At 63.3% G+C, this 20913-nt stretch carries 23 protein-coding genes and 1 riboswitch; of the genes, 14 read left to right on the forward strand and 9 right to left on the reverse strand.

The annotated features are described in order from the left end of the window. Nucleotides 1–258 precede the first annotated feature (258 nt). From CH293_RS07095 to CH293_RS07120, 6 genes are all read left to right on the forward strand, one after another. Entirely contained in the window at nt 259–510 is a 252-nt protein-coding gene (locus CH293_RS07095) for a hypothetical protein (protein ID WP_094719794.1), read from the forward strand. 81 nt (nt 511–591) lie between these two features. Next, a riboswitch (cobalamin riboswitch) is annotated at nt 592–779 on the forward strand. A 63-nt stretch (nt 780–842) separates the two neighbouring features. Next, nucleotides 843–1850, forward strand: a complete 1008-nt coding sequence (locus tag CH293_RS07100; RefSeq protein ID WP_094719795.1) for an ABC transporter substrate-binding protein — start codon at nt 843–845, stop codon at nt 1848–1850. Between the two features lie 367 nt (nt 1851–2217). Beyond that, on the forward strand, nt 2218–2430 hold the full coding sequence (locus CH293_RS07105; RefSeq protein WP_020110622.1) for a hypothetical protein: 213 nt from the start codon (nt 2218–2220) through the stop codon (nt 2428–2430). Between the two features lie 34 nt (nt 2431–2464). Beyond that, complete coding sequence (locus tag CH293_RS07110) at nt 2465–3058, forward strand: GNAT family N-acetyltransferase (protein ID WP_255122740.1); 594 nt, start codon at nt 2465–2467, stop codon at nt 3056–3058. 481 nt (nt 3059–3539) lie between these two features. Further along, entirely contained in the window at nt 3540–4292 is a 753-nt protein-coding gene (locus tag CH293_RS07115; RefSeq protein WP_094719796.1) for an SDR family oxidoreductase, read from the forward strand. Nucleotides 4293–4308: 16 nt separating this feature from the next. Continuing rightward, the gene (locus CH293_RS07120) at nt 4309–5172 is read left to right on the forward strand and encodes a helix-turn-helix transcriptional regulator (RefSeq protein WP_094719797.1); all 864 of its coding nucleotides are present in this window, start codon (nt 4309–4311) and stop codon (nt 5170–5172) included. Nucleotides 5173–5275: 103 nt separating this feature from the next. Here CH293_RS07120 and CH293_RS07125 read toward each other — a convergent pair whose 3' ends face one another. Further along, entirely contained in the window at nt 5276–5656 is a 381-nt protein-coding gene (locus tag CH293_RS07125) for a VOC family protein (protein WP_094719798.1), read from the reverse strand. 419 nt (nt 5657–6075) lie between these two features. Between CH293_RS07125 and CH293_RS07135 the strand changes: the two genes are divergently transcribed. Together CH293_RS07135 and CH293_RS07140 are read left to right on the forward strand one after the other, a co-directional pair. Next, entirely contained in the window at nt 6076–7455 is a 1380-nt protein-coding gene (locus CH293_RS07135) for an SMI1/KNR4 family protein (RefSeq protein WP_141217150.1), read from the forward strand. 75 nt (nt 7456–7530) lie between these two features. Then, nucleotides 7531–8238 carry a hypothetical protein gene (locus CH293_RS07140; RefSeq protein ID WP_255122741.1) on the forward strand — a complete coding sequence of 236 codons (708 nt, stop codon included), beginning with the start codon at nt 7531–7533 and terminating at the stop codon, nt 8236–8238. On the opposite strand, the gene CH293_RS07145 is transcribed toward CH293_RS07140, so the two are convergent. The 4 genes from CH293_RS07145 to CH293_RS07160 form a co-directional block, all read right to left on the reverse strand. Then, nucleotides 8195–9367, reverse strand: a complete 1173-nt coding sequence (locus CH293_RS07145; RefSeq protein ID WP_094719800.1) for an acyl-CoA dehydrogenase family protein — start codon at nt 9365–9367, stop codon at nt 8195–8197. The genes CH293_RS07140 and CH293_RS07145 overlap by 44 nt on opposite strands. An 84-nt stretch (nt 9368–9451) precedes the next feature. Then, complete coding sequence (locus CH293_RS07150; RefSeq protein WP_094719801.1) at nt 9452–10630, reverse strand: CaiB/BaiF CoA-transferase family protein; 1179 nt, start codon at nt 10628–10630, stop codon at nt 9452–9454. Further along, on the reverse strand, nt 10627–12336 hold the full coding sequence (locus CH293_RS07155; protein WP_094719802.1) for an acyl-CoA dehydrogenase family protein: 1710 nt from the start codon (nt 12334–12336) through the stop codon (nt 10627–10629). The genes CH293_RS07150 and CH293_RS07155 overlap by 4 nt, the downstream gene beginning before the upstream one ends. Nucleotides 12337–12339: 3 nt before the next feature. Continuing rightward, on the reverse strand, nt 12340–13704 hold the full coding sequence (locus CH293_RS07160) for an MFS transporter (protein ID WP_255122742.1): 1365 nt from the start codon (nt 13702–13704) through the stop codon (nt 12340–12342). Nucleotides 13705–13862: 158 nt separating this feature from the next. Here CH293_RS07160 and CH293_RS07165 point away from each other — a divergent pair, with 158 nt between their 5' ends. Next, nucleotides 13863–14792: a LysR family transcriptional regulator gene (locus CH293_RS07165; RefSeq protein ID WP_094719803.1), complete on the forward strand. Its 930-nt coding sequence runs from the start codon at nt 13863–13865 to the stop codon at nt 14790–14792. Nucleotides 14793–14801: 9 nt separating this feature from the next. On the opposite strand, the gene CH293_RS07170 is transcribed toward CH293_RS07165, so the two are convergent. Both CH293_RS07170 and CH293_RS07175 read right to left on the reverse strand, forming a co-directional pair. Further along, nucleotides 14802–15131: a hypothetical protein gene (locus tag CH293_RS07170; protein WP_255122743.1), complete on the reverse strand. Its 330-nt coding sequence runs from the start codon at nt 15129–15131 to the stop codon at nt 14802–14804. Nucleotides 15132–15144: 13 nt separating this feature from the next. Continuing rightward, nucleotides 15145–15702 (reverse strand): TetR/AcrR family transcriptional regulator, encoded by a 558-nt coding sequence (locus tag CH293_RS07175; protein WP_037111771.1) that lies wholly within the window; start codon nt 15700–15702, stop codon nt 15145–15147. A 40-nt stretch (nt 15703–15742) separates the two neighbouring features. Between CH293_RS07175 and CH293_RS07180 the strand changes: the two genes are divergently transcribed. The 3 genes from CH293_RS07180 to CH293_RS07190 all read left to right on the forward strand — a co-directional run bounded on the left by CH293_RS07180 (nt 15743) and on the right by CH293_RS07190 (nt 18170). After that, nucleotides 15743–16987, forward strand: a complete 1245-nt coding sequence (locus CH293_RS07180) for a KasA/KasB family beta-ketoacyl-ACP synthase (RefSeq protein ID WP_052059466.1) — start codon at nt 15743–15745, stop codon at nt 16985–16987. 73 nt (nt 16988–17060) lie between these two features. Next, the gene (locus CH293_RS07185) at nt 17061–17492 is read left to right on the forward strand and encodes a hypothetical protein (protein ID WP_080733056.1); all 432 of its coding nucleotides are present in this window, start codon (nt 17061–17063) and stop codon (nt 17490–17492) included. Between the two features lie 123 nt (nt 17493–17615). Then, nucleotides 17616–18170, forward strand: a complete 555-nt coding sequence (locus CH293_RS07190; RefSeq protein ID WP_094654959.1) for a hypothetical protein — start codon at nt 17616–17618, stop codon at nt 18168–18170. On the opposite strand, the gene CH293_RS27845 is transcribed toward CH293_RS07190, so the two are convergent. Beyond that, nucleotides 18167–18355 carry a hypothetical protein gene (locus tag CH293_RS27845; RefSeq protein ID WP_141217151.1) on the reverse strand — a complete coding sequence of 63 codons (189 nt, stop codon included), beginning with the start codon at nt 18353–18355 and terminating at the stop codon, nt 18167–18169. The two genes, CH293_RS07190 and CH293_RS27845, sit on opposite strands and share 4 nt — an antisense overlap. Nucleotides 18356–18452: 97 nt before the next feature. Further along, nucleotides 18453–19013, reverse strand: a complete 561-nt coding sequence (locus CH293_RS07200; RefSeq protein ID WP_255122744.1) for a TetR/AcrR family transcriptional regulator — start codon at nt 19011–19013, stop codon at nt 18453–18455. Between the two features lie 77 nt (nt 19014–19090). Here CH293_RS07200 and CH293_RS07205 point away from each other — a divergent pair, with 77 nt between their 5' ends. Both CH293_RS07205 and CH293_RS07210 read left to right on the forward strand, forming a co-directional pair. Continuing rightward, nucleotides 19091–19888: an SDR family oxidoreductase gene (locus tag CH293_RS07205; RefSeq protein ID WP_094719806.1), complete on the forward strand. Its 798-nt coding sequence runs from the start codon at nt 19091–19093 to the stop codon at nt 19886–19888. Between the two features lie 32 nt (nt 19889–19920). After that, the gene (locus CH293_RS07210; RefSeq protein WP_094719807.1) at nt 19921–20871 is read left to right on the forward strand and encodes an alpha/beta hydrolase; all 951 of its coding nucleotides are present in this window, start codon (nt 19921–19923) and stop codon (nt 20869–20871) included. Nucleotides 20872–20913 lie beyond the last annotated feature (42 nt).

The following is a 20913-nucleotide window of genomic DNA, read 5'->3' on the forward strand; positions in this document are numbered from 1 at the left end:
GTCGACGCACTGCACAGGACTGCCTGATATCCGCTACGGCCCCCGTCAACACATCCGGTCTGGAACAAGGCGCGGAGGCGCACGTCGCAATACGACTACAGCGGTCGACACGGACGGTGAAGGCAACGTGGACGCGCGACCAACTCGGGTGGTCGACTCAACGAATTGGGCGGTTATGAATCATCACGATTGCAACGGTGGCCCTACTGTGCAGGTTGCCGGAGTATGAGCACTCCCCAGCCGAAAAGAGGTGACACCATGTCCGATGCCCCGCACACGCACATCGAAGACGACGTCCAGATCCTCGTTCGGCTGTGTGGCTACTCCCCCGACCATGCCCGCGCGGAACTGACTGCCTTCTCCTACCGCGAGCGAGCCGGGTTGATCCCTGTCGGGGATGCGCTCGCGACTCTCGCCCGTACACCGGACGAAGGCAACGCCGTCGGTAATCGTCGGCGTTGGCGGGATGCCCTCCGGGGCTCGGCCGCCGCAGGCGAACTGGCAGCGTGACGAGGCTCGCTACCGGCGTCGCCCAGCCGTGATAGTTCCAGCGGTAGACCGTCGCCGGATCGGCTCAGGCCTGGGGCGCAATGGTAAATTTCCTCCGCCAGCAGACTGCCTGGGAACAGGTGGTCAGGGAATCCGGTGGGAATCCGGAACTGACGCGCAGCGGTGAGATGGACCGGCGGGGCGACACGCCACTGAGCACGAACGCTCGGGAAGGCGCCTCGTCGGGATGAATTCGAGTCCGAAGACCGGCCGGCAACGCTTCGCCGAAGGCGGAGTGTTCATACCGAGACGGACTCCGCGACCCGAGTCCCCGACGAAGCGAGCGTTCCTGCATGCGCATGGCCACACCCAGATTCACCACCACCGTTCTCGCCGTCCTGATCGCCGGATCGGCAGTTGCCTGTTCCTCTGACAGCGGCGACGCACCCACGGAGAACGACGCCGCCGCGTCTGTGAGCAACTGCGATCGAACGGTCACCATCGACGAACCCATCGAGCGAGCGGTTGCCGTCAACCAGCCCGCTGCCGAGCTACTGCTCGCTCTCGGCCTCCAGGACCGGATGGTCGGCTACGCAATCAGCGACGACGGTGTGCTTCCCGAGCTCGAAGACGCGCTTTCACAAGTCGAACCCCTCGATGCCGAGTTCCCGTCGTTCGAAACCGTCCTCGATCGAGACCCGGACTTCGTCTACGCCACCTTCGACTACACCTTCACCTCCGAAGGCATCGCCAGCCGCGACCGGTTCGACGAGATGGGTGTCGCAACCTACCAATCTCCCAGCGAGTGCAGCGGGCAGGAAGCAGAACAGACGCGACCACTGACGCTCGACGACCTCTACGCGGAGATCGGTGAGGTCTCCGCTCTGTTCGGGGTCGAGGAACGCGGCGAAGAACTGGTCACGAGTTTGCGCGATCGGGCTGCCGAGGCGACGACGGATCTCGGTGCCGAAGACGTCAGCCTCGCCTGGTGGTACGCCGCCACCCGCACTCCATACCTCGCGGGCTGCTGCGGCGCGCCCGGACTCATGACATCGGCGGTCGGCGCCATCAACGCCTTCGCCGACAGCAACCAGTACTGGCCCGAGATCAACTGGGAGGCCGTCTACGACCGCGACCCCGACGCCCTCGTCCTTGCCGACCTCGACCGCGGTGGCGACGGAGACAGCGCGGCCGCCAAAATCGCGTTCCTCGAATCCGACCCCGTGGCAAGCCAGCTCACCGCCGTGAAGAACAAGCGCTACATCATTCTCGACGGCACGACCATGGATCCGTCCATCCGCAACGTCGGCGGCACCGAGCAACTTGCGGACGGGCTCCGCCGGTTCGGGCTGGCCGGATGAACTCACAGGAGATCCTGGCGAGCTGGGACGCGCAGCAAGCTGGCTGCACTCGTCGAAGCAGGACTGCAGCAGAAGATCGGGAGGAAGCGGTTGTCCATCAACCGGGATTTCCTCGAACTACTGGTGCGGTCCGAAGAAGCCCAGGTCGAGAGGACGTAGCAAGAAACTTGCCACATCTCGGGTGCATGTAAAAATTTCGGCCAAATCTTTGCATGTCATAACCCGGCCGGGCTCGACGTGCAGTTGCGTCGCCTCACGCTGACCGGGCCTTCCATTGATTCGCTCTACCACCTGGTGAATGCGCGCGGCCGCCTCACGGAACTTGCGCTCGGCTTCTGCCGGTTACGAGTCCACTACGATGCGAGACATGTCCGATCACAGTGACGCCGCCACCAAAGTCGAGGCCCTGTCCGCTGAGCTACGGCAGTTGGACGAGCGGCGTATCACGATCGGTGCCGAGTTGGTGGACCTGCAGTTCGGGCTCGACGCCGAAGCGAAGATCGCCGCAACCTCAGTGCTGAACGACGAGTACTTCGGTCGGCTGTTCGCGCTCGCCGACGAGTTGAAGAAGGACCACTAGTACCGACTCACACACAAGACGAGAGGATCCACCCGTGGCGACGATCAGGCCCGGAACCGCAGCTGACGCAGGCGAAATCGGTGAGATCTTCAGCGAAGCATTCGAGGACGATCCGGTGTGGGCGGCGCATCTCCCCGATTCATCGTCCCGTCGTCGCGCACTCGCCGAGTTCTACGCAAGCGAGGTCGAGAGCGAACCCGAGCACGTCGATGTCGCAGTCGACGAGGACGGACAGCTGCTCGGCGCACTGATCTGGGAACCTCCCGGCTCCCGCGAAGAATCCGACAGCTTCAGTCCCACCGAAGCCGGACAGGCACATGATCGAGCGATCGACGATCAGCGGCCTGACGAACCACACTGGTACATCCACGACATCGCTGCCCCCGGCACGAGCCCGAGGCACCGGAGTCGGCACCACGTTGATTCAGCACCGATTGGACCACGTCGGCTCCGCGCCGGCCTTCCTCGAATCCACGACTCCCGCGAGCCGGAGACTGTACGAACGCTTCGGGTTCGAAGCCCGCGTCACCGACGACATGATTCCCGGCTCGTCGGCGATGACCCGCCGCCCGTCGAACTGAGCCACACCTGGTTGTGCAACGTTCCTCAGCCGAAAGACGTCAGGTGACTGCGCCCTCTGGCTATGAGCAGACTGGCGCTCGTTTACTCGCTCGGAGACCGCGCTGGAGCCCGATACGCAGCCGGTAACAATCCGCCGGTTCATGTGCGAAACAAAAGCTTTCAGACTTTTATGCTCGCACCGGTCGCGGGTGCGTGCTGGCTCTGATACCAATGGAGCCGGTACCGGCAGATCACCGATCTCGCTACCTACACCGACCCCAACTCTCGAGGAGCTCAACAGTGTTTTCGTCCAGTGAAATCACCCCTTCCCTTCTGCTTCTGCTCGCTCAGCTGTTCTCGGGAAGCTCCGACACCGCGCCTACCGGCGAAATCTGAGCGACCGAACACCTGGCACCGGCGGTCATCGGCAACGGTGACCGCCGGTGTTCTCGTTTCTCCCGAGCCACCGAACGCCTCGAGACCCGGATCGCCGGTCCGGGGATAAGCAGGGTGTGGTTCGGTAGCCCGAACGGGCGCACAGTCGAAGCATGAACTTAGACGGAAACAACACGATCTTCATCCCCGGCGCTACCTCGGGCATCGGCCTGGGTCTGGCCCTTCGACTCCAAGCCGAGGGCAACACCGTCATCGTCGGTGGACGTCGAACAGCGCTGTTGCGCGAGATCGCAGCCGCCCATCCGGGAATCGACACCATCGAAATCGACACGTCGAGCACGGAGTCCATCTCCGCCACTGCAGCCACCCTCACCGAGCGGCACCCGGCACTGAACACCCTGGTCACGATGGCAGGAATCATGGAGCCCGAGAACCTCCTCGACCCTGCGTCGATCGACGTCGCCGAACGTACGGTCACCGTCAACCTCCTCGGCACCATCCGTCTCGTCCACGCGTTCCTGCCGCACCTGCAGGCCCAGCCGAGTGCCACGATCATGACGGTCAGTTCCGGGCTTGCATTCGTTCCCCTCCCCGTGACGCCCACCTACAGCGCGACCAAAGCAGCCGTTCACTCGTTCACCGAATCGCTGCGCGTGCAACTCACCGAGACCGCTGTCCGTGTGGTCGAGTTGGCACCTCCGGCCGTCCAGACAACGCTCATGGGCCAGGAAGACAGCCCGTCGGCCATGCCGTTCGACGAGTACCTCGACGAGGTCATGTCCCTGCTCGCCGCGCAGCCCGAGGCCAAGGAAATACTCGTCGAGCGCGTAAAGTGGCTACGCAACGCCACTGCCGAAGGCCGTTACGACGAGGTCCTCCAGGCCCTCAGCGGCCGCAGCCACTGACACAGATTGCCAGGCCATGCCCCAATTCCAGCAGCAGCAACTGGGAGCGTTCCTCCGCAACCGGCGTGACCGCCTGCGGCCCGCCGAAGTGGGACTGACCGCCGGTCCGCGTCGTCGAACACCGGGATTGCGCCGCGACGAGGTGGCGATGCTGGCGACCATGTCGACCGACTACTACGAACGCATCGAGCAAGGCCGGGGACCACAGCCATCCCCGGCCATGCTCGGCGCCATCGCACGCGCACTACGCCTGACCCTCGCCGAACGCGACCACCTCTACGTCCTCGCCGGACACCACGCACCCGAACCTGCCGTCGCCCTGGGGTTCGCCGACCCCGGGCTGATGACCGTCCTCGACGCCCTCGCTCCCCGCGTGCCGGCGTTGATCGCCGACGACATGCACAACATCGTCGGACAGAACTCACTCAATATCGCGCTGCTCGGCAAACTCGTCGGCGAAAGCGGATTTCACGCCAACTTCATCTGGCACTGGTTCCTTGACCCGGACTACCGCGCGCTGTATGCGCCCAACGACCGAGACCACCTGAGCCGCAACTACGTCGCCGACCTCCGCGTCGCAGTGACACGGCGGCCCGACGACACCCGTGCAACCAGCCTGATCGACGAGTTACACCGCGAGAGCGACGAATTCACGCGGATCTGGGAACTCGGCGACGTCGAAACAGCAGCGAAAACCCGAAAGCGGTTGCAGCACCCACGCGTCGGTTTACTCGACTGCGAATGCGACGTCGTCATCAGCCCGCCCTCTGGGCAACGGCTCGTCCTCTTCCGCGGAGCGCCCGGCACCGATACCCACGAAAAGCTCGAACTGCTCGGGGCAATCGGCACGCAGGAGATCGGATCCGCTCGTCTCGATTAGGTTTATCTCGAACAAGTTCGACAGGAAGCGGCAACCGAGGTCCCGAGCCGTCTACGTACTGCGGCCGATGTTCACCGCTGCTACGCAGTTCATCGAGCTCCGCTCACGGGAGATAGGGGTGGGTCAGTACTTCGATGAGATGCCCGGACGGGTCTTCGAAGTACACGCCTATACCGCCATGATGGTGATTGACTCGGCCCTCCTCGGTGTGGTGGGGGTCGGCCCAGAACCTGACTCGTCGATCTGTAAGCCGTGCGACGACGACATCGAAAAGGTCGTCACTGACGCGGAATGCGTAATGCTGCGGCTGGATTTCCTCGACCGGAGGTTCCGCGAACTGGATCAGTGACCCGTCGCTGAGCTGCACGTTCGTGAACGGCCCCCACGACGGTGCCTCTGGTAAGTCGAACAACGAACGGAAGAACGAAGCAGATGCCGCTCGGTCCTTCGATACGACAATGGTGTGATCGAACGCAACGCACATAAGAGTCTGCCTCCCGGCAGTTCCACGCCTCCATGCCTGACGCTGTCCGTCATCGACACGCGACGCTGGCGATGATCTTGCCGATCGGCGCAGGTGTTCGCAACCGCTGCCGAACACAGCCAGCCGAACTCGGATGCGTTCCATCCCGATTCCGAATCGAGAACGTCGGACATCGTCCCCCGAAGGGCCGGCCGGTCGGCGTTGCTCGATCGACGACGCTGTACCAAGATTGCTCCCGTGCCCATCCTTGTAGAACCTTCGCTCCCGGATGGGGCATTGTCCGGGGTCGCATCGTGTCGCGTTGCGCATACGGCTCGATTTCAGACCGAAGGCGTCCGGCGCAGGTCCGCACGTCACGTAGATGGGTGGCATGACATGCACGTACACAGTTTGCTCCGGGGAGACGCACTGTGAAGACGGTGACTGTTGACGTACCCGATGGTTGGTACTCACTGGTATCGACCGGGCACCGGGTGGACGCGGTTCCCGACCCAGCATCGGTCGTTGCGGCGTCGGATACAGGTGTCAACGTCAGTGCTGCCCGGCCCGGTCAGGTCGCGGTGAGCATCGACCTCGCGTACCGTCCCCCGACTGATCACGTTCCGAACGGGTGGACCCTCGAGTCGTCCGGAACATTCATCGCGGCGGCGTTGCTGCGCGTCGAGACGCCGGACGGCGTCGTGCACGACGAGTTCGCAGACCTTGCGCAGATCATCCTGCCCTCCGAGATCACCTATCGAATGTTTCGACGGTTCCGTGAAGACACTGGTCTGGAGCAGCATCTCTTCGAGCTCACCCCAGCGATGATGCTCGATCAGGGCCGACCAGCGCGCATCGACGTATCCGCACACGCGTCGCCGAATCCCGACGCCGAGACCCGATGGCAGGTCGCGTGCCCGACGTCGACACCGGGCGCGTCTGTGCTGACCAGCGGGTGCGAGACCAACCGGGCCGACGCGTTGCACGCCCTGGTCGACGCCGGCCTTACCTTGTTGCAACGCGAGACGCCCGACGCCGGTCCGTCGGCGCCGATCTTCGTGTCCTTGGGTGCAGAGTTCGCCTGGGTCAAAGGTTTTGGTGATCGCGCTTTGTCGGACGCGGATCTTGCACAGGTGGTGCTCGACGGAATACAGGGTGAACGGAACCGAGCAGTCGAACGTGTGGCTGCCGCTGCCATCAGTGCATCACGACCTGCGGTCCGGAATGCGACCGAGCCGTCGAGCGTCGTACGGCAGTGGAAACGGATCACTGCTTGGTTCGAAAAGAATGTGCCGAGTTACATCATCGAAGGAGCCGGTGAGTCTCGCATTGCCGATGCCCAGAAGCGAACCGGAGTGGAATGGCCGAGCGAGCTCGTCGAACTGTTCCGCTGCGTCGACGGCCTCCCACGCGAGCCGTGGATGGCGTTGTTGCCCAACTACGAGTTGTTCGGTCTCGATGCGATGCTCGACCAGCGCGAAATGATGACTGATATTTGGCAGACCGGTGATGCCGAGAACGATCCCGACCGTGTGATCTCCAAGATCGCAGGCGAATACGCGTGGACCTTCCTCGACGAGTTCATTCCGATTGCGGGATTGGACGGCTACTTCCTGTTCGTGGACACCAGACCGGGTGAGATGAACGGCTGCATCACTGTGTTCGACAAGGTGAACTCCGATGAGTCCGGGCCGCAATGGCTTTCCGTTAGCGCGTTGCTCGACGACCTTGCAACGAGTCTCGAGACAGGTGCTCCGTTCGACGGAGGATGGCGTCACGACATGAGCGACGGCCATTTGCAATGGGAGTTTTCGGCTTGAGCTGCCGCGGGCGCCAGGGCCCTATCCATCCTCCAACCGGTACGCGCGCGGACTGCACCCCGATACGCTGACTCGATGGCGCGAAGGACATCGCTCGACAGTTGGGTCTATCGGCGGCTGACGGCCGAGCCGACCCTAGCCAAGCCGCCTGGCCCGATACTCCTGACCTTCGTGACGGTTGCCGCCGCGGTGTGGATCTGCGTCAAGCGAAACTTCTGGCCGTCGCCGTTCGGCGCGCACACCTGGCTCGACCCGCTACTCGCCCACCTGGTCGTCCTCGCAGTCCTGGCCGTCACCGGACTGATCTGGGCCATCCGAACCCTGTACGTGCTGGGCCGCGACCGCCGGTGGTCCTGGTGGGTAGTGCCTGCGCCCATTGTCGTCCTCAGCGCTTTCGCGTTCGTGGTGTGGGGACCTTCCACCACATTCCTCGACAAGCGCGCCGAGTTCGAAGCCATCGCCGTCGACCTTCGGGAGAACCCCGGCACGTCCCGCGACGAGTTCGAGATCGGGCCCTTCGACATCAGACGCGACCAGCTACACGCCAGGCGAGGTCTACTTCGTCGACAACTCGACCGTCTTCTTCAGCTTCACGAGCGGCTGGGTGTACTCACCGGACCATCCACCGACCGGATCCTCCAGCGAGGACAGCTCCTTCACTCACCTCGACGGCCCGTGGTACGAGTACGAATCGGTGTACAGGCTCTGATCGTCGTCGCGCCCTCGTGCGCTGTCGCGGTTATCGGAACGCCGCTTCTCCCGTCATTGCCCTGCCGATGGTGAGTTGGTGCATCTCCGTAGTGCCCTCATAGGTCAGCACGGATTCGAGGTTGTTGGCGTGCCTCATCACTGGATATTCCAGTGTTATGCCGTTCGCTCCGAGGATGGTCCGACACGTCCGTGCCACGTCGATCGCTTCGCGGACGTTGTTGAGCTTGCCCGTACTGACCTGCTCCGGAGTGAGACCGCCACTGTCCTTGAGCCGACCCAACTGGTACGCCAAGAGATGACCTTTGCCGACCTCAAGCGTCATATCTGCGATCTTGGCCTGCGTCAGCTGATAACCGGCGAGGGGCTTGTCGAACACTTCACGGGACATCGAGTATTCGACGGCCGTTTCCAGGCAGTCACGCGCTGCGCCGATCGAGCCGAACACGATCCCGAAGCGGGCTTCGTTGAGACAACTCAGCGGGCCGCGCAAGCCCTGAGCGGTCGGGAGCATCGCCGACGCCGGCAATCGCACACCGTCCAGAACGAGTTCGGAGGTATTCGACGCACGGAGCGAGACCTTCTTCTTGATCTCCGGCGCGGAGAAGCCCGGGGTGTCGGTCGGAACGACGAATCCCCGAATACCTTCGTCTGTTTGGGCCCAGACCACGGCGACGTCAGCGATCGAGCCGTTGGTGATCCACATCTTCGTACCGTTGAGAATCCAGTCGTCGCCGTCTCTCTTCGCATTGGTTCTCATACCGGCGGGGTTGGATCCGAAGTCCGGCTCGGTGAGCCCGAAACAGCCGATGGCCTCCCCGCGCGCCATGGGCGGCAGCCACGTCTGCTTCTGCTCCTCGCTGCCCCACCGGTGAAGTGCGAACATCGCCAGTGAACCCTGCACCGACACCAGGCTACGGATACCGGAGTCGACGGCTTCCAACTCCAGGCATGCCAGACCGTAAGCCGTAGCACTCATCCCGGCACAGTCGTATCCCTCGAGGTGCATTCCCAGAACGCCCAGGGACCCCAGCTCCTTGGCAAGGTCCCGCGCAGGCAGGGTGCCCTCCTCGAACCACTGGGCGACGTGTGGCCGGATTCGATCCGACGCGAACTTCCGCACCGCAGAACGAATTTCGATCTCTTCGGGTTCGAGAAGCGAATCGAGACCGAACAATTTTTCCATCGAGACAAGAGCGGACAAGATTCCTCCGTATGTTGTGCGTTTCGTTCGGCAAGAGAGTTCGCGAGTCTTCGCGTCGGCGACGTCCGTAATAGGTGACAGTCGTCAGAGGTGACGGTCCTCCGAGAATTTGGCCATGACCTCGTCGGTGTCGGCGCCGAGTTCGGGAGGGGCGCTTGCCATCGTGGGCCGAACTCCCCCGAAACTGATCGGCGACGCTACCTGCTCGAGCGGGCCGATCGACGGGTGCTGCACGGTCTCCACCATCCCCAATGCTGCGGTATGCGGGTGTTCGTAGATCTCGTCGAGATGCAGGATCGGCGACACGGGAACCGCATGAGCGTTGAGCTGCGAACACCAGTACTCGACCGACGCCGTGACGAACACCGACGACAACTCTTTCTCGAGAGCGTCGCGATTGTCGACACGGTCGCGGTTGTGCAGAAACCGCGGATCCGCCCCCAGATCGTCGCGTCCGATGGCACGGCACAACTGTCCCCATTGAGTGTCGTTGCCGACTGCGACGACGAAATGCCCGTCCGACGCAGGAAATGCCTGATAGGGAACAAGGTTGAGATGTGCCGACCCCATGGCGACCGGCCGCTCCCGGGTGGCGAAGTAGCTCGTCGCCCAGTTCACGTGCAGCGCCAATTGGCACTCGTAGAGCGAGGTCGTGACGTACTGCCCTCTACCCGTCCGCGAACGTTCGTGCAGAGCAGCGAGAATACCGATCGTGCCGAACAGGCCGGCGCCCAGATCACCCATCGCAAAGCCGGCTTTGACCGGCGCGCCGCCCGGCTCGCCGGTGAGAGACATCAGCCCACCTGCTGCCTGGGCGAGAATGTCGTAGCCCGGTTCGTCACGCAGTGGTCCTTCGTCGCCGAAGGCCGAGATGTGCAACACGATGAGGTGGGGGTGCCGCTCGGACAGTGCTCGGTAATCGAAGATCTTCTGTAAACCACTGCCGGGCTTGAAGTTCTCGACCACGATGTCGGATTCAGCAAGCATGCGGTGAATCACCGCCTGCCCCTCGTCCGACTTCAGGTCGACCGTAACCGACTTCTTCCCACGGTTGATCGCGAGGTAATAGGCGGCGTCATCGCCGACGAACGGTGGTCCCCACGCGCGAGTCGGGTCGCCGCCGTCGGGATGCTCGATCTTGGTCACCTCTGCACCCAGATCACCCAGGGACATGGTGGCGTACGGTCCGGCGAGGATCTTCGACAGATCGAGCACCTTGATACCGGCCAGCGGTGCCGGCCCCTGACGGGTGGCGTTGTTCATCGCAGCGCACCCACCGTCGAAGCCGCCAAAGAGCTGACGTGCAGTGCGGATTCACGATCGACGGAGGTTCCGTCCGCGACAGCCTCGAGATGGCGCAGCGCTTCGGCCGAGACGTCGTCCGAACGGTCGAGGTATGCGTTGGCCACCAACAGTCCGCGGTAGTCACCCGTGGTGGTGATGGAATGGTCTGCCAGGTCGAACAACAAGGTCTGCATGATCGTCTGCGCGAGCGCGTTCGCGTACCGCGCACACCCGGCCTCGGCTGCGTCGTTCGAACCAGCCAACAGACGGTCGCCTCTCTCGACAAGTTGTTCCCACGCGTCGACCAGAACCGCCCGGCCGTCTGCGCACTCGGATCCGAGGTCGGTCAGCATCGACGTCATGGCGGCGGCAATGTGCCGGTGCGCGTCGAACTTTCGCAAGCACCGCAACACATCCAGTGCGATGACGTTGCTCGAACCCTCCCAGATGGAACCGAGGTGCGAATCGCGCACCAAACGCGCATGCGCCCACTCCTCGATGTATCCGTTTCCGCCCCGCACCTCCATCGCCTCCCCGGTGACCACGCGCGCCTTCTTGCAGATGAAATGCTTTGCCAGCGGCGTCAGTACGCGAATCAGCTGCTTCGCAGCGGGATCGCCGCCGTCAGCTGACTGCAAGCACTGCGCGCTGTAGCCGACCATCGCCAGGGATGCCTCCGATTCCAGGCAGAGCTCGAGCAGGGTGGCACGCATCAGCGAATGCTCGAACAGGGGTTTACCGAACACGATTCGTTGACGTGTGTGGTCGACGGCGTCACGAACCGACCTGCGCATCAGAGCACTGGCGCGCATCGCATTCGACAGTCTCGACGTGTTGACCATCTCTGCCATCTGCAGAAACCCCCGGTCCAGCTGCCCCACCTGGAGCGCGAACGCTCCGGCAAGAGTGACCTCGCCACTCGGCATCGACCTGGTGCCCATCTTGTCCTTGAGGCGGTCGATCGTATAGCTGTTGCGTGTGCCGTCGGCGAGTGTCTTCGGCACCATGAACATGCCCACCCCCCTGGTGGAACCGTCCTCGCCGCCGGGGAACCTGGCGAGCGTCACGATCACGTCGGCGTCGGGGTTGGACGCGAACCACTTCTTGCCCGTGAGGCGCCATTCACCGTTGCGCGACTCGGCCACGGTCTCGGTCATCGCAATGTCGGTTCCCGCTTGCGGTTCGGTCATGAACATCGCGCCGGTCATCGAGGTGGCCGGATCGGTGGAAGTGAGACCGTCGATCCACCGATCGAAGACATCAGGATCTCCGAACAACTTCAGAACACGCGCTGCTGCGTCGGTCATCGACACGGGGCAGGCAAGGCCGAACTCTGCTTGAACGAACACGTAGGACGCCAAATACTTAACCAAGTGCGGAGGGGCCGCATCCCAGCCGTGCAATCCTCGGTGCGAGAGAGCCGAGAGGCCGTATCGACTGTAGGCAGCGTCGCACAGTTCGAGATACGCAGGGTGATAGTCGATGTCGTCGACACGGATGCCGTCGCGGTCGAACTGGCGGAGCACCGGCGGGTTCTTGTCCGCGACGGCGGCGAGAGCATCGAGTCTCCCCGCCGCGTCCTCTCCCAGGGTGTCGAGCAGGGCGTCGAGCTTCACTCGATCGTCCCCGTCGGTCCAGCGACGGACAACGGCGTGGAGCGCAGGGTCACGGCGTGCGTAGTTCATTGCTCAGGCCTTTCCGGTGGTGCTGAGTGCCGGTGGTGTCGACGGGTCGTCTGCCGCGATCAGTGCGAGCCGCTTGCCCCGGCGCAGCAGCGCCGTCATGCAGACAACCGACAACAGGACGTAGAACAGCCCGAGACCGACGACCACCCAGATCGAGCCGGTGGCAGTGAGAAGGAATTGCGAGAGCAACGGGGCGGTACCGGCGAAGATCGCCGTCGAGAACTGGTAGGACAGGGAGATCCCGGTGTACCGGACGTTGGTCGGGAACACTTGCGCCAAGATGCCCGCGAGAGCCGCGTAGTACATGGCGTGCGGTGCGGTGGCCAGGATCATGCCGACCATGGCCCACGCCACCGACCCGGTCTGGATGAGGAAGAACATCAGCGGCAGTAGCACCAACTCGGGCAACAGCATCCATTTGATCGCCCTCGACGGGTCGATCTTGGTCGCAAGGATGGCGCCGAAAGGTTGGATGATGACCTGCGCGACCAAAGCAAAGGTGATAACCAGGAGAAAATCTCCGCGGTCGAAACCGAGATCCGTCGTCGCCCACGACAACGCGAACGTGGTTTTGACGTACGTGATAGCAACGCCGGCGACCACGGCCCCGACGCCCAGGACCAACTCGATCGGGTGCGAACGTAGCACCTGGACCAGCGGCAAACGTGTTCGCTCCTGCTTCGCGACCGCCTTCTGCATCTCAGGAGTCTCGGAGATGTGCAGACGGATGTAGAGGGCGATGACGACCAGCAGCGCCGACGCGACGAAAGGTATACGCCAACCCCATGATTCGAAGACGCTGTCCGACATCGCGGTCAAGGCGAGGAAGGCGACGGTCGCCATCAGGTTGCCGACGGGCGAACCCTGCTGCGCGAACGCGCCGTAGAGGACCTTCTTCTTGGGTGGAGCGAACTCGGTGGCGATGAGGACGGCACCACCCCACTCACCACCCATAGCGATTCCTTGCACCACACGAAGCGTGACCAGCGCGATCGGCGCCCAGATGCCGATGGTCTCGTAAGTGGGTAGCAGCCCTACTCCGACCGTGCCTACGCCCATCATCGCCAGCGTGATGACAACGGCGTTCTTACGGCCGAACTTGTCGCCGAAGTGGCCGAAGATTATGCCGCCGAGCGGACGCGCGAGGAACCCGACAGCAAACGTGGCGAAGGCAGCGAGAGTGCCGACCGCAGGCGAGGCATCAGGGAAGAACAACTTGCCCAGCACAAGCGCCGAAGCGGTCCCATAGATGTAGAAGTCGAACCATTCGATCGTCGTGCCCGCGAATGCCGTGATGCCGGCCTTGCGCGCCTTCTTCACATCGTGAATCGGCGCCGCGGCGCCGTCACCGTGTTCTGGGAGAGTCACTCGAGTGTCCTGACGTTGTGATGGGTGTCCTACTTGTCTGCCGAATGCGATACAGATCACTATTCACGACCGATCTTGTAGAGTCCAAGACGTAATTGAACGCAATTGAGTAGCACACAGTCTTGATGCTGAATTTGTGCCATTCGCGGGGGGAAAACATGGAGCTGCGGCACCTCGAGGCGTTTCTCGCCGTTGCTGAAGAACTGCACTTCGGCCGCGCAGCAGACAGGCTCCACGTCGCACAGTCACCCCTGAGCCAGACGGTTCGCGCACTCGAACGCGAACTCGGCACCGAGTTGTTCACCCGAACCACCCGCTCGGTGCAGCTCACCGACGCCGGCACAGCACTGCTGGAACCCGTGCGAATGGTCAATGCTCAACTGGATGTCATTCGCAGTGTGGCCCGGTCTGCGCGGACCGGCGAACTGGGTTCGGTCCGAATCGGCTTCGGTGGAGCGAGCGGCTATCAGGCCCTCTCGCGTCTCGCCCGATCCATCGCGGACACTCACCCGGGTATCGACCTGCTCCTTCGGCCTCAGATGTACTCGGGGGAAGTCATCGACGGCTTAGCCGACGGCACACTGGACATGGGAATCGTGGGCCTGCCTGCACCGCCTCACCTGGCCTCCGTGACCGTGAGCGACGAGACGCTCATCTTGGCCGTCCCGGCGGGGCATCGACTGGCCGGGGCGCGTGAGGTCGACCCGGGCGAACTGGTGGACGATCGGTTCGTGTTCTATCCGGCAGAGCACGGGTCGATAGTGCGCGCCGCGACACTGGCCATGTGCGCCGACGCCGACTTTCTCCCCACGATCGCGCACGAGGCACCCGACCCCTACAGCCTGCTCGCGATGGTGGGCGCGGGCGTCGGCGTTGCCGTCGTCGTCGCGTCCACCCGACTGCTCACGATGGACGGCGTCCACTACCTCCCGCTGGCCGGGCCTGCGCGCACCCTCCGAATCGGGATGGCCTGGGACCCTGCCAATCCCTCACCCGCACTCCACGGCGCCGTCGATGTCCTTCGACACTCGTTCGGCGACAACAGAAGTTCCGTACCGCTACCACCGTCACTACCTACACCTCCGTGAACGGGCCGTTCACGCGGAACCGGTGGGCGATCGCCCAAAAGATGCCGACGAAGTAATCCCTCCGAGCGCCCACACCCTCGCTGCCATGAAGGTGGCCGAAAGAACAAGCACCACAACGAGAGTTGACGCCACTGCTACGTACGGCCGGGTGGTGAAGTCGGACAACCATGCCGGTCCCACACCACAGGCCGTCGCCACGATGCCACCGACCGGCAACAGCACGGCCACACGCTTCGTCGTGCGAGGCCCGAGATCGTCGCCGGTGACACGAAGAATCGACCACACCAACAGCAATGCCGCGCAGAACGCGAGAACCGCCCGGGTTGCCTGGACAGGCATACGCAGCAGCCCGCTACCGAGCGGCAACGCTCTCGAAGAGCGCTGCAGCTGCGGCGTCGGTTCGGTTTACATCGCCAGTGGCGAACCGGTCGACAAGAAGACCACGGAATGCCGCGCCCAACACCGTCGCACGCTCCAAGGCATCGTCGAATCCACACCTTCGGAGAGACTCAGCGAGTGCATCGGTGAGCGAATGCACTGTGGCTGCCGCGAAATCACCGAGCACACCACTGTTGATCGATCCGATTCCGATGACCTGCATCAGGATTCGTGAACTGACGACGTCGTCGCCTACCGTCATCGATGTCCACAGCTCACTCAGTCGGGTTCGCAGGCCGCTGGCGTCGTGGACGTCGCCGAACATTTCCGAGAATGCGGGTCGCTGACTCGCGAGCGCTTGCACGATCAGATTCTCGCGCGACTCGAAGTAATAGATCAGCATGCGCGAGCTCGTTCCGAGCGCTGCAGCGAGAGGCCGAAGGGTCAGATTATCGAGCCCATGCGTCCCGATGTAGTCCACTACCTCGGCGAGGAGTACCGCTCGCTTCTGCTGATCCATTGGCCGCGCCACAGGTTGACTGTACCGGTCGCTACATGTACTCATGGAACGCATGAGTGAACCGATCGCTACACAAACTCTGGCCCGCAACGCCGTCATCACCGGATACACCGCCACGACAGCGCTGGCGGACGACGCCGACGAGACCTGGAAGCTGTTGCTCGACGGCCACAGCGGAATCGGAAAGCTGGAACGCGACTTCGTCTCCGAGTACGACCTGCCAGTCCGAATCGGCGGCGTTCTACAGTTCGATCCGGCCGACCAGTTGACGCGTGTCGAGCGTCGACGGCTGTCGTTCGTCGAACAATTGGCCGTCATCCTCGGCCGGCGGCTGTGGGTAGACGCGGGACTCGAAGACATGGACAGAGACCGACTGGCAGTCGCCGTCGGAACAGGGCTGGGCGGCGGCGACGCGCTGATCGGCGCGGTCGACGCCATGCGCGCCGGCGGACACCGGAAGGTCTCGCCCATGTCGGTTCCGATGGTGATGCCCAACGGGCCTGCCGCACACATCGGCCTCGAGATCGGCGCCAAGGCCGGAGTATTCACACCCGTGTCTGCGTGCTCGTCGGGATCCGAGGCATTGGCTCATGCATGGCGACTCGTTTCGACCGGGGAAGCCGACGTCGTCGTCGCGGGTGGCGTCGAAGGGAACATCGACGCGGTTCCCATCGCAAGCTTTTCGATGATGCGAGCGATGAGCACGCGCAATGACGAACCGACGCGGGCGTCACGACCGTTCGACCGAGACCGCGACGGATTCGTGTTCGGCGAAGCAGGGGCGCTGATGATCGTGGAATCGGAAGAGCATGCACGCGCACGCGGCGCTCGCATTCATGGTCGACTGCTCGGTGCGGGCATCACCTCCGACGGCTACCACATCGTGGCCCCGGACCCGGAGGGCAACGGAATTCGCAAGGCCATGACCAAGGCCTTACACGTCGCAGGTCTGGAGAACACGGACATCACGCACGTGAACGCCCATGCCACCGCGACACCGATCGGCGATGCATCCGAGGCCACCGCCATTGCAGCCGTAGCGAGGCATGCATCGGTCTATGCGCCGAAATCTGCTCTAGGACACTCGATCGGCGCAGTCGGTGCGCTCGAAGCAATCCTGACCATGCTGACCATCGAGCACGCCGAAGTGCCGCCCACACTGAACCTCGAAAACCTAGATCCAGCAATCGACCTGGATGTGGTGACTCATCGTCGTCAGCAGAACATCGACTACGCCCTCAGCACGTCCATCGGTTTCGGCGGGCACAACGTCGCGCTGGCGTTCGGGCGGGCGTGAGCCCACCGACGAAGACGTTCCGCAATGATCTGTGTAACACGCGCCGGCCTCGAACCGACCAAGTGGAATGAAAATGATCCGGCTTGCCCGCTATGCCACCGTCCTCGCTGCCTGCGCAGGCGCGGCGGTGTTCGCTGCCCCGAACGCGTCCGCAGAGGTCGTCTCACTCGACATCCTCCCCGGGCTGAGCTTCGGACCGACAACCCAGTACGGCGTCGGATGCACCTATGTCGCGGTCGCTCGAACCGAGAGCTTCTCGGAGCCTCGAACGGACATCGGGCCGATGGATTACAGCATGGTGATGCCCATCGAGGAATTCATGTGGCAGTTCGACGGATACTGGTACTCACCAACGATTCTCGGGCACAAGTTCACTCTGGTGACACCCACCGCACCCGGTGAACACTCACTGATGGCCTACCAGACCTCGGCGGGCGGACCGATCGCGACCATCGACGTCAACCCTGCAGTTCCGGTGGGTCCCATATGTCTGGTCGCTCCCTGAGTTGGGCCGATTCTGCACAACGATCCCGTCACAATGAACCACCAGGCCGAGCCCACACGTCACACTGAGAAGTGCTCACCCGGGTTCGGGTTCGGGTGCGAGTGCAGCGAGGATCGGAGACTGATGATTCGACTCGGCAAGGTCGCGGCAATGGTCGCGGCCGCAGTCATGGCCATCTTCGTCGGGTTCGGCGCCGGCGCCGTTGCGCACGCAAACCCGGCCGTCGATCCGGTTTCGGCCCTGCGCTCGGCCGGCGTACCGGCCGAGATCGCTGCGCTGGCCACCGCGCCCACACCTGTCGCAGGCACCGTCGACACCGTCAACCTCGCCCACCCGACGGGCGGATTTCCCGGATCGCGGGTCGACGCCGTCATCGATCACTCGGCCCGCTCCATCACCGTCGTGCAGCGCTGGCTGGAGTACGAGCCGTCGGAACTCCACGCAGGATGGGTCAACCTCAGGACCGGCCAGTCGGGAATCACCGAATTCCTCGGCACCGCACCAGGAACGATCGACGGCCTCTACCCGACCATCGACAGGACCGCCGTATTGCCAACCGGCAGCGGCCCGGTCGTCGTCATGGTCTACGGCCGCATACCAGGATGGTCCGGATTGATCCCCTTGGCGCCCGAATACTTCGGCATCCTCACCCCAGCAGTCGCCCTCATCCAGGTCTAGACGAGCAGCGCAGTCACGCCGGCGTCACCCTCGAAGTCCCCTCCTCCGCCGAAATACGCAATACCGAGCGTGGCTCCTTCGTATCCGAAATCGTCGTCGGGCCCGGTTGTGACCACCGTGTATGCCGCTGCCGAGAATGTCACCACGGCAACGACCGTCGCGAGAATTGCTGTGCGTGTACTCATGCGAACACCGACCCCGCTGTCTGCACGATGGACTCGCGTCGGTCCACACACGCTGGTTCCCCACCCGAACTCCGTCGGTAATCGAGTCGACCCGCGGTCAGCCGCCTGGAACACGGCCATGAGACATCGCAGTGACGAGCTGGTCGATCACAGCCCGCGTCGCGGCGGGCGACGGCGCGTGCGTCAGAAGACCTTCGACGACAAATGTCCCGATGCGGATCATTGCATCTGCCTCCCGCCCGGCGAAGCCCGAGGCGGCTACGTCGACAGCGAAGATCGATTCGGCATACGCGTGAAAGCCGTTGTGCCATATGTTGATGACATCGGACTTGGTCGCGCGTTCGTGCACGGTGGACACCAACGGACCCACCCGTTGTAATCGCTCGACAAGCCATTCGAGACGTTCGGCGAGAGGGCGATCGGCGATGTCGGCGTAGTCCGCTGCATCCTCGGCCACGATCGCCGTCAGAACGGCGACCAGGATGTCGTCCTTGTCCTCGAAATACCAATACAAGGTGTTAGGCGTGATGCCGACGGCTTTGGCCAATCGACTGACGGATGTGCGCTCGAAACCGTCGGTCACGAACAGCTCGCGAGCGACGCCGATGATCTCGGCCCGCTTCGCCTCCCTGTCGTGCAGTCCGCGGTTCTTGGGCATGCCCGACATTCTATCTTGAACGCCCATCAAGACACTGCTACCGTTCTTGAAGACCATTCAAGAGACGGGGGCCTGCAATGAGCACGACCGGACGAACAGCGCTGATCACAGGAGCATCGGCTGGCATCGGCGCGCAATTCGCGCGCCACTTGGCCGCGGAAGGACACAACCTCGTTCTCGTTGCACGTCGCGAGGAACGGCTCGTCGCACTTGCGGACGAACTGGCGAAGCGGCACGACGTACGCTGCGACGTCGTCGTCGCCGACCTGACCGACAGCAGCGCCCCGCGCACGATCATCGAACGCACGAACTCCCTCGGCATCGACGTCGACATCTTGATCAACAACGCAGGCATGTCGGGCAACTCGTCGTTCGCGGACGCCCCGTTCGACGCGCTCGCCGCCGAGATCCAGGTGATGATCACCGCTGTCACCGAACTCGCACACCTGACCGTCCCCGGCATGAAGGAACGCGGATACGGACGGATCGTGAATCTGTCGTCGTTGGCTGCCTTCATGCCGCCGGCAGCCAGCCTGCTCTACACCGGCATCAAGTCCTACGTCCTCGATGTCTCGCAAGCTCTCGACATGGAGCTTCGTCCGTACGGCGTCCACGTCACCGCTCTCTGCCCGGGCTTCACCCACAGCGAGTTCCACGATGTCATGGGGACACGCGATGCAGCCACCTCGAAACTACCGTCGATTCTGTGGCAAGACCCCGAAGCCGTTGTGCGGGAAGGCTGGCGGGCAGTCGAGGCGGGCAAACCGGTGTGCATACCGGGCGTCGTGAACAAGGTGACCGCAGCCGCCGCGAAGCCGATTCCCACCCGGCTCGGGTACTTCCTGGGCAAGACCTTGAACCCGTTCAAACACTGAATCGCTCATCGCGAATCGCAAGGAGATACTCGATGACCACCCACGAACGTTCCAAATTCACCCGCACCGAAGCTTCGTTCACCTCCGCCGGTATTCGCTGCGCAGCTACCGTATTTCGCCCCCAGGAAGCGAGCGCAACACCGCTTCCGGCGATCGTCATGGCACACGGATTCGGCACACCCCGGGCAATGCGCCTCTACGCGTACGCGGAACGTTTCGTCGCCGCAGGCTACGTCGTGTGTGTATTCGACTACCGGCACTTCGGTGACAGCGACGGCGAACCACGACAACTGCTCGATGTACCGAAACAACTCGACGACTGGCGTGCAGCCGTCGCCTTCACGCGGACGCTCGACGGAGTCGATTCGAGCAGGATCGTCGGATGGGGAACGTCCTTCGCCGGAGGCCACGTACTCACCCTCGCGGGCACCGGCGTCGAATTTGCCGCTGTCATCGCGCAGGTACCCCACATCGACGGGATCGCCGCCGTCCGTGCAGTCGGATTCCGGCACACGCTGCGTGTCCTGCCCTCGGCCGTCAAGGACGTCGTTCGAGCACTTCGCAAGAAGTCACCGCATTACATCGACAGTGTCGGCCTGCCTGGAACGCGCGCTGTGATGGTCTCGCCGGATGCGAACGCCGGGCGCGATCGGATGATGCAGGAATCCGGCCTCACCCACGGTGACTATCCCCAGACCGTGGCAGCTCGGATTCTGCTGAAAATCGGTTTGTACTCGCCCGGCCGAACGGCGTCGGCGATCGGCTGCCCCACGTTGGTGCAGATCATGTCCGAGGACACGGTGACTCCCGCCTCGGTCGCCCTCCGTGCTGCGCAGAAGATCCGCACAGCCACGGTCCGCACCTATACCGGCGGTCACTTCGATCCCTATGTCGATTTACTCTTTTCGGCAGTGATTCGCGACCAGCTCGCCTTCCTCGCCGAGAACGTGCCGCTCACTGGGCGCTCAGCCCCCACCGCCTAGCTGACCGGTTCACCGCTCTCCTTCGTTTCCAGCCGATAACGT

Source organism: Rhodococcus sp. 14-2470-1b (assembly GCF_002259415.1).
Taxonomy (GTDB): Bacteria; Actinomycetota; Actinomycetes; order Mycobacteriales; family Mycobacteriaceae; genus Rhodococcoides.

What these genes read in the sequence shown, in the direction of transcription:
- CH293_RS07205 (WP_094719806.1), top strand. Translation starts at nt 19,091, where the DNA reads ATGAGCACGACCGGACGAACAGCGCTGATCACAGGAGCATCGGCTGGC.
- CH293_RS07150 (WP_094719801.1), bottom strand. Translation starts at nt 10,630, where the DNA reads ATGAACAACGCCACCCGTCAGGGGCCGGCACCGCTGGCCGGTATCAAG.
- CH293_RS07185 (WP_080733056.1), top strand. Translation starts at nt 17,061, where the DNA reads ATGATCCGGCTTGCCCGCTATGCCACCGTCCTCGCTGCCTGCGCAGGC.
- CH293_RS07140 (WP_255122741.1), top strand. Translation starts at nt 7,531, where the DNA reads ATGGCGCGAAGGACATCGCTCGACAGTTGGGTCTATCGGCGGCTGACG.
- CH293_RS07190 (WP_094654959.1), top strand. Translation starts at nt 17,616, where the DNA reads ATGATTCGACTCGGCAAGGTCGCGGCAATGGTCGCGGCCGCAGTCATG.
- CH293_RS27845 (WP_141217151.1), bottom strand. Translation starts at nt 18,355, where the DNA reads ATGAGTACACGCACAGCAATTCTCGCGACGGTCGTTGCCGTGGTGACA.
- CH293_RS07125 (WP_094719798.1), bottom strand. Translation starts at nt 5,656, where the DNA reads ATGTGCGTTGCGTTCGATCACACCATTGTCGTATCGAAGGACCGAGCG.
- CH293_RS07095 (WP_094719794.1), top strand. Translation starts at nt 259, where the DNA reads ATGTCCGATGCCCCGCACACGCACATCGAAGACGACGTCCAGATCCTC.
- CH293_RS07105 (WP_020110622.1), top strand. Translation starts at nt 2,218, where the DNA reads ATGTCCGATCACAGTGACGCCGCCACCAAAGTCGAGGCCCTGTCCGCT.
- CH293_RS07180 (WP_052059466.1), top strand. Translation starts at nt 15,743, where the DNA reads ATGAGTGAACCGATCGCTACACAAACTCTGGCCCGCAACGCCGTCATC.
- CH293_RS07165 (WP_094719803.1), top strand. Translation starts at nt 13,863, where the DNA reads ATGGAGCTGCGGCACCTCGAGGCGTTTCTCGCCGTTGCTGAAGAACTG.
- CH293_RS07210 (WP_094719807.1), top strand. Translation starts at nt 19,921, where the DNA reads ATGACCACCCACGAACGTTCCAAATTCACCCGCACCGAAGCTTCGTTC.
- CH293_RS07200 (WP_255122744.1), bottom strand. Translation starts at nt 19,013, where the DNA reads ATGCCCAAGAACCGCGGACTGCACGACAGGGAGGCGAAGCGGGCCGAG.
- CH293_RS07120 (WP_094719797.1), top strand. Translation starts at nt 4,309, where the DNA reads ATGCCCCAATTCCAGCAGCAGCAACTGGGAGCGTTCCTCCGCAACCGG.
- CH293_RS07155 (WP_094719802.1), bottom strand. Translation starts at nt 12,336, where the DNA reads ATGAACTACGCACGCCGTGACCCTGCGCTCCACGCCGTTGTCCGTCGC.
- CH293_RS07115 (WP_094719796.1), top strand. Translation starts at nt 3,540, where the DNA reads ATGAACTTAGACGGAAACAACACGATCTTCATCCCCGGCGCTACCTCG.
- CH293_RS07100 (WP_094719795.1), top strand. Translation starts at nt 843, where the DNA reads ATGCGCATGGCCACACCCAGATTCACCACCACCGTTCTCGCCGTCCTG.
- CH293_RS07170 (WP_255122743.1), bottom strand. Translation starts at nt 15,131, where the DNA reads ATGCCTGTCCAGGCAACCCGGGCGGTTCTCGCGTTCTGCGCGGCATTG.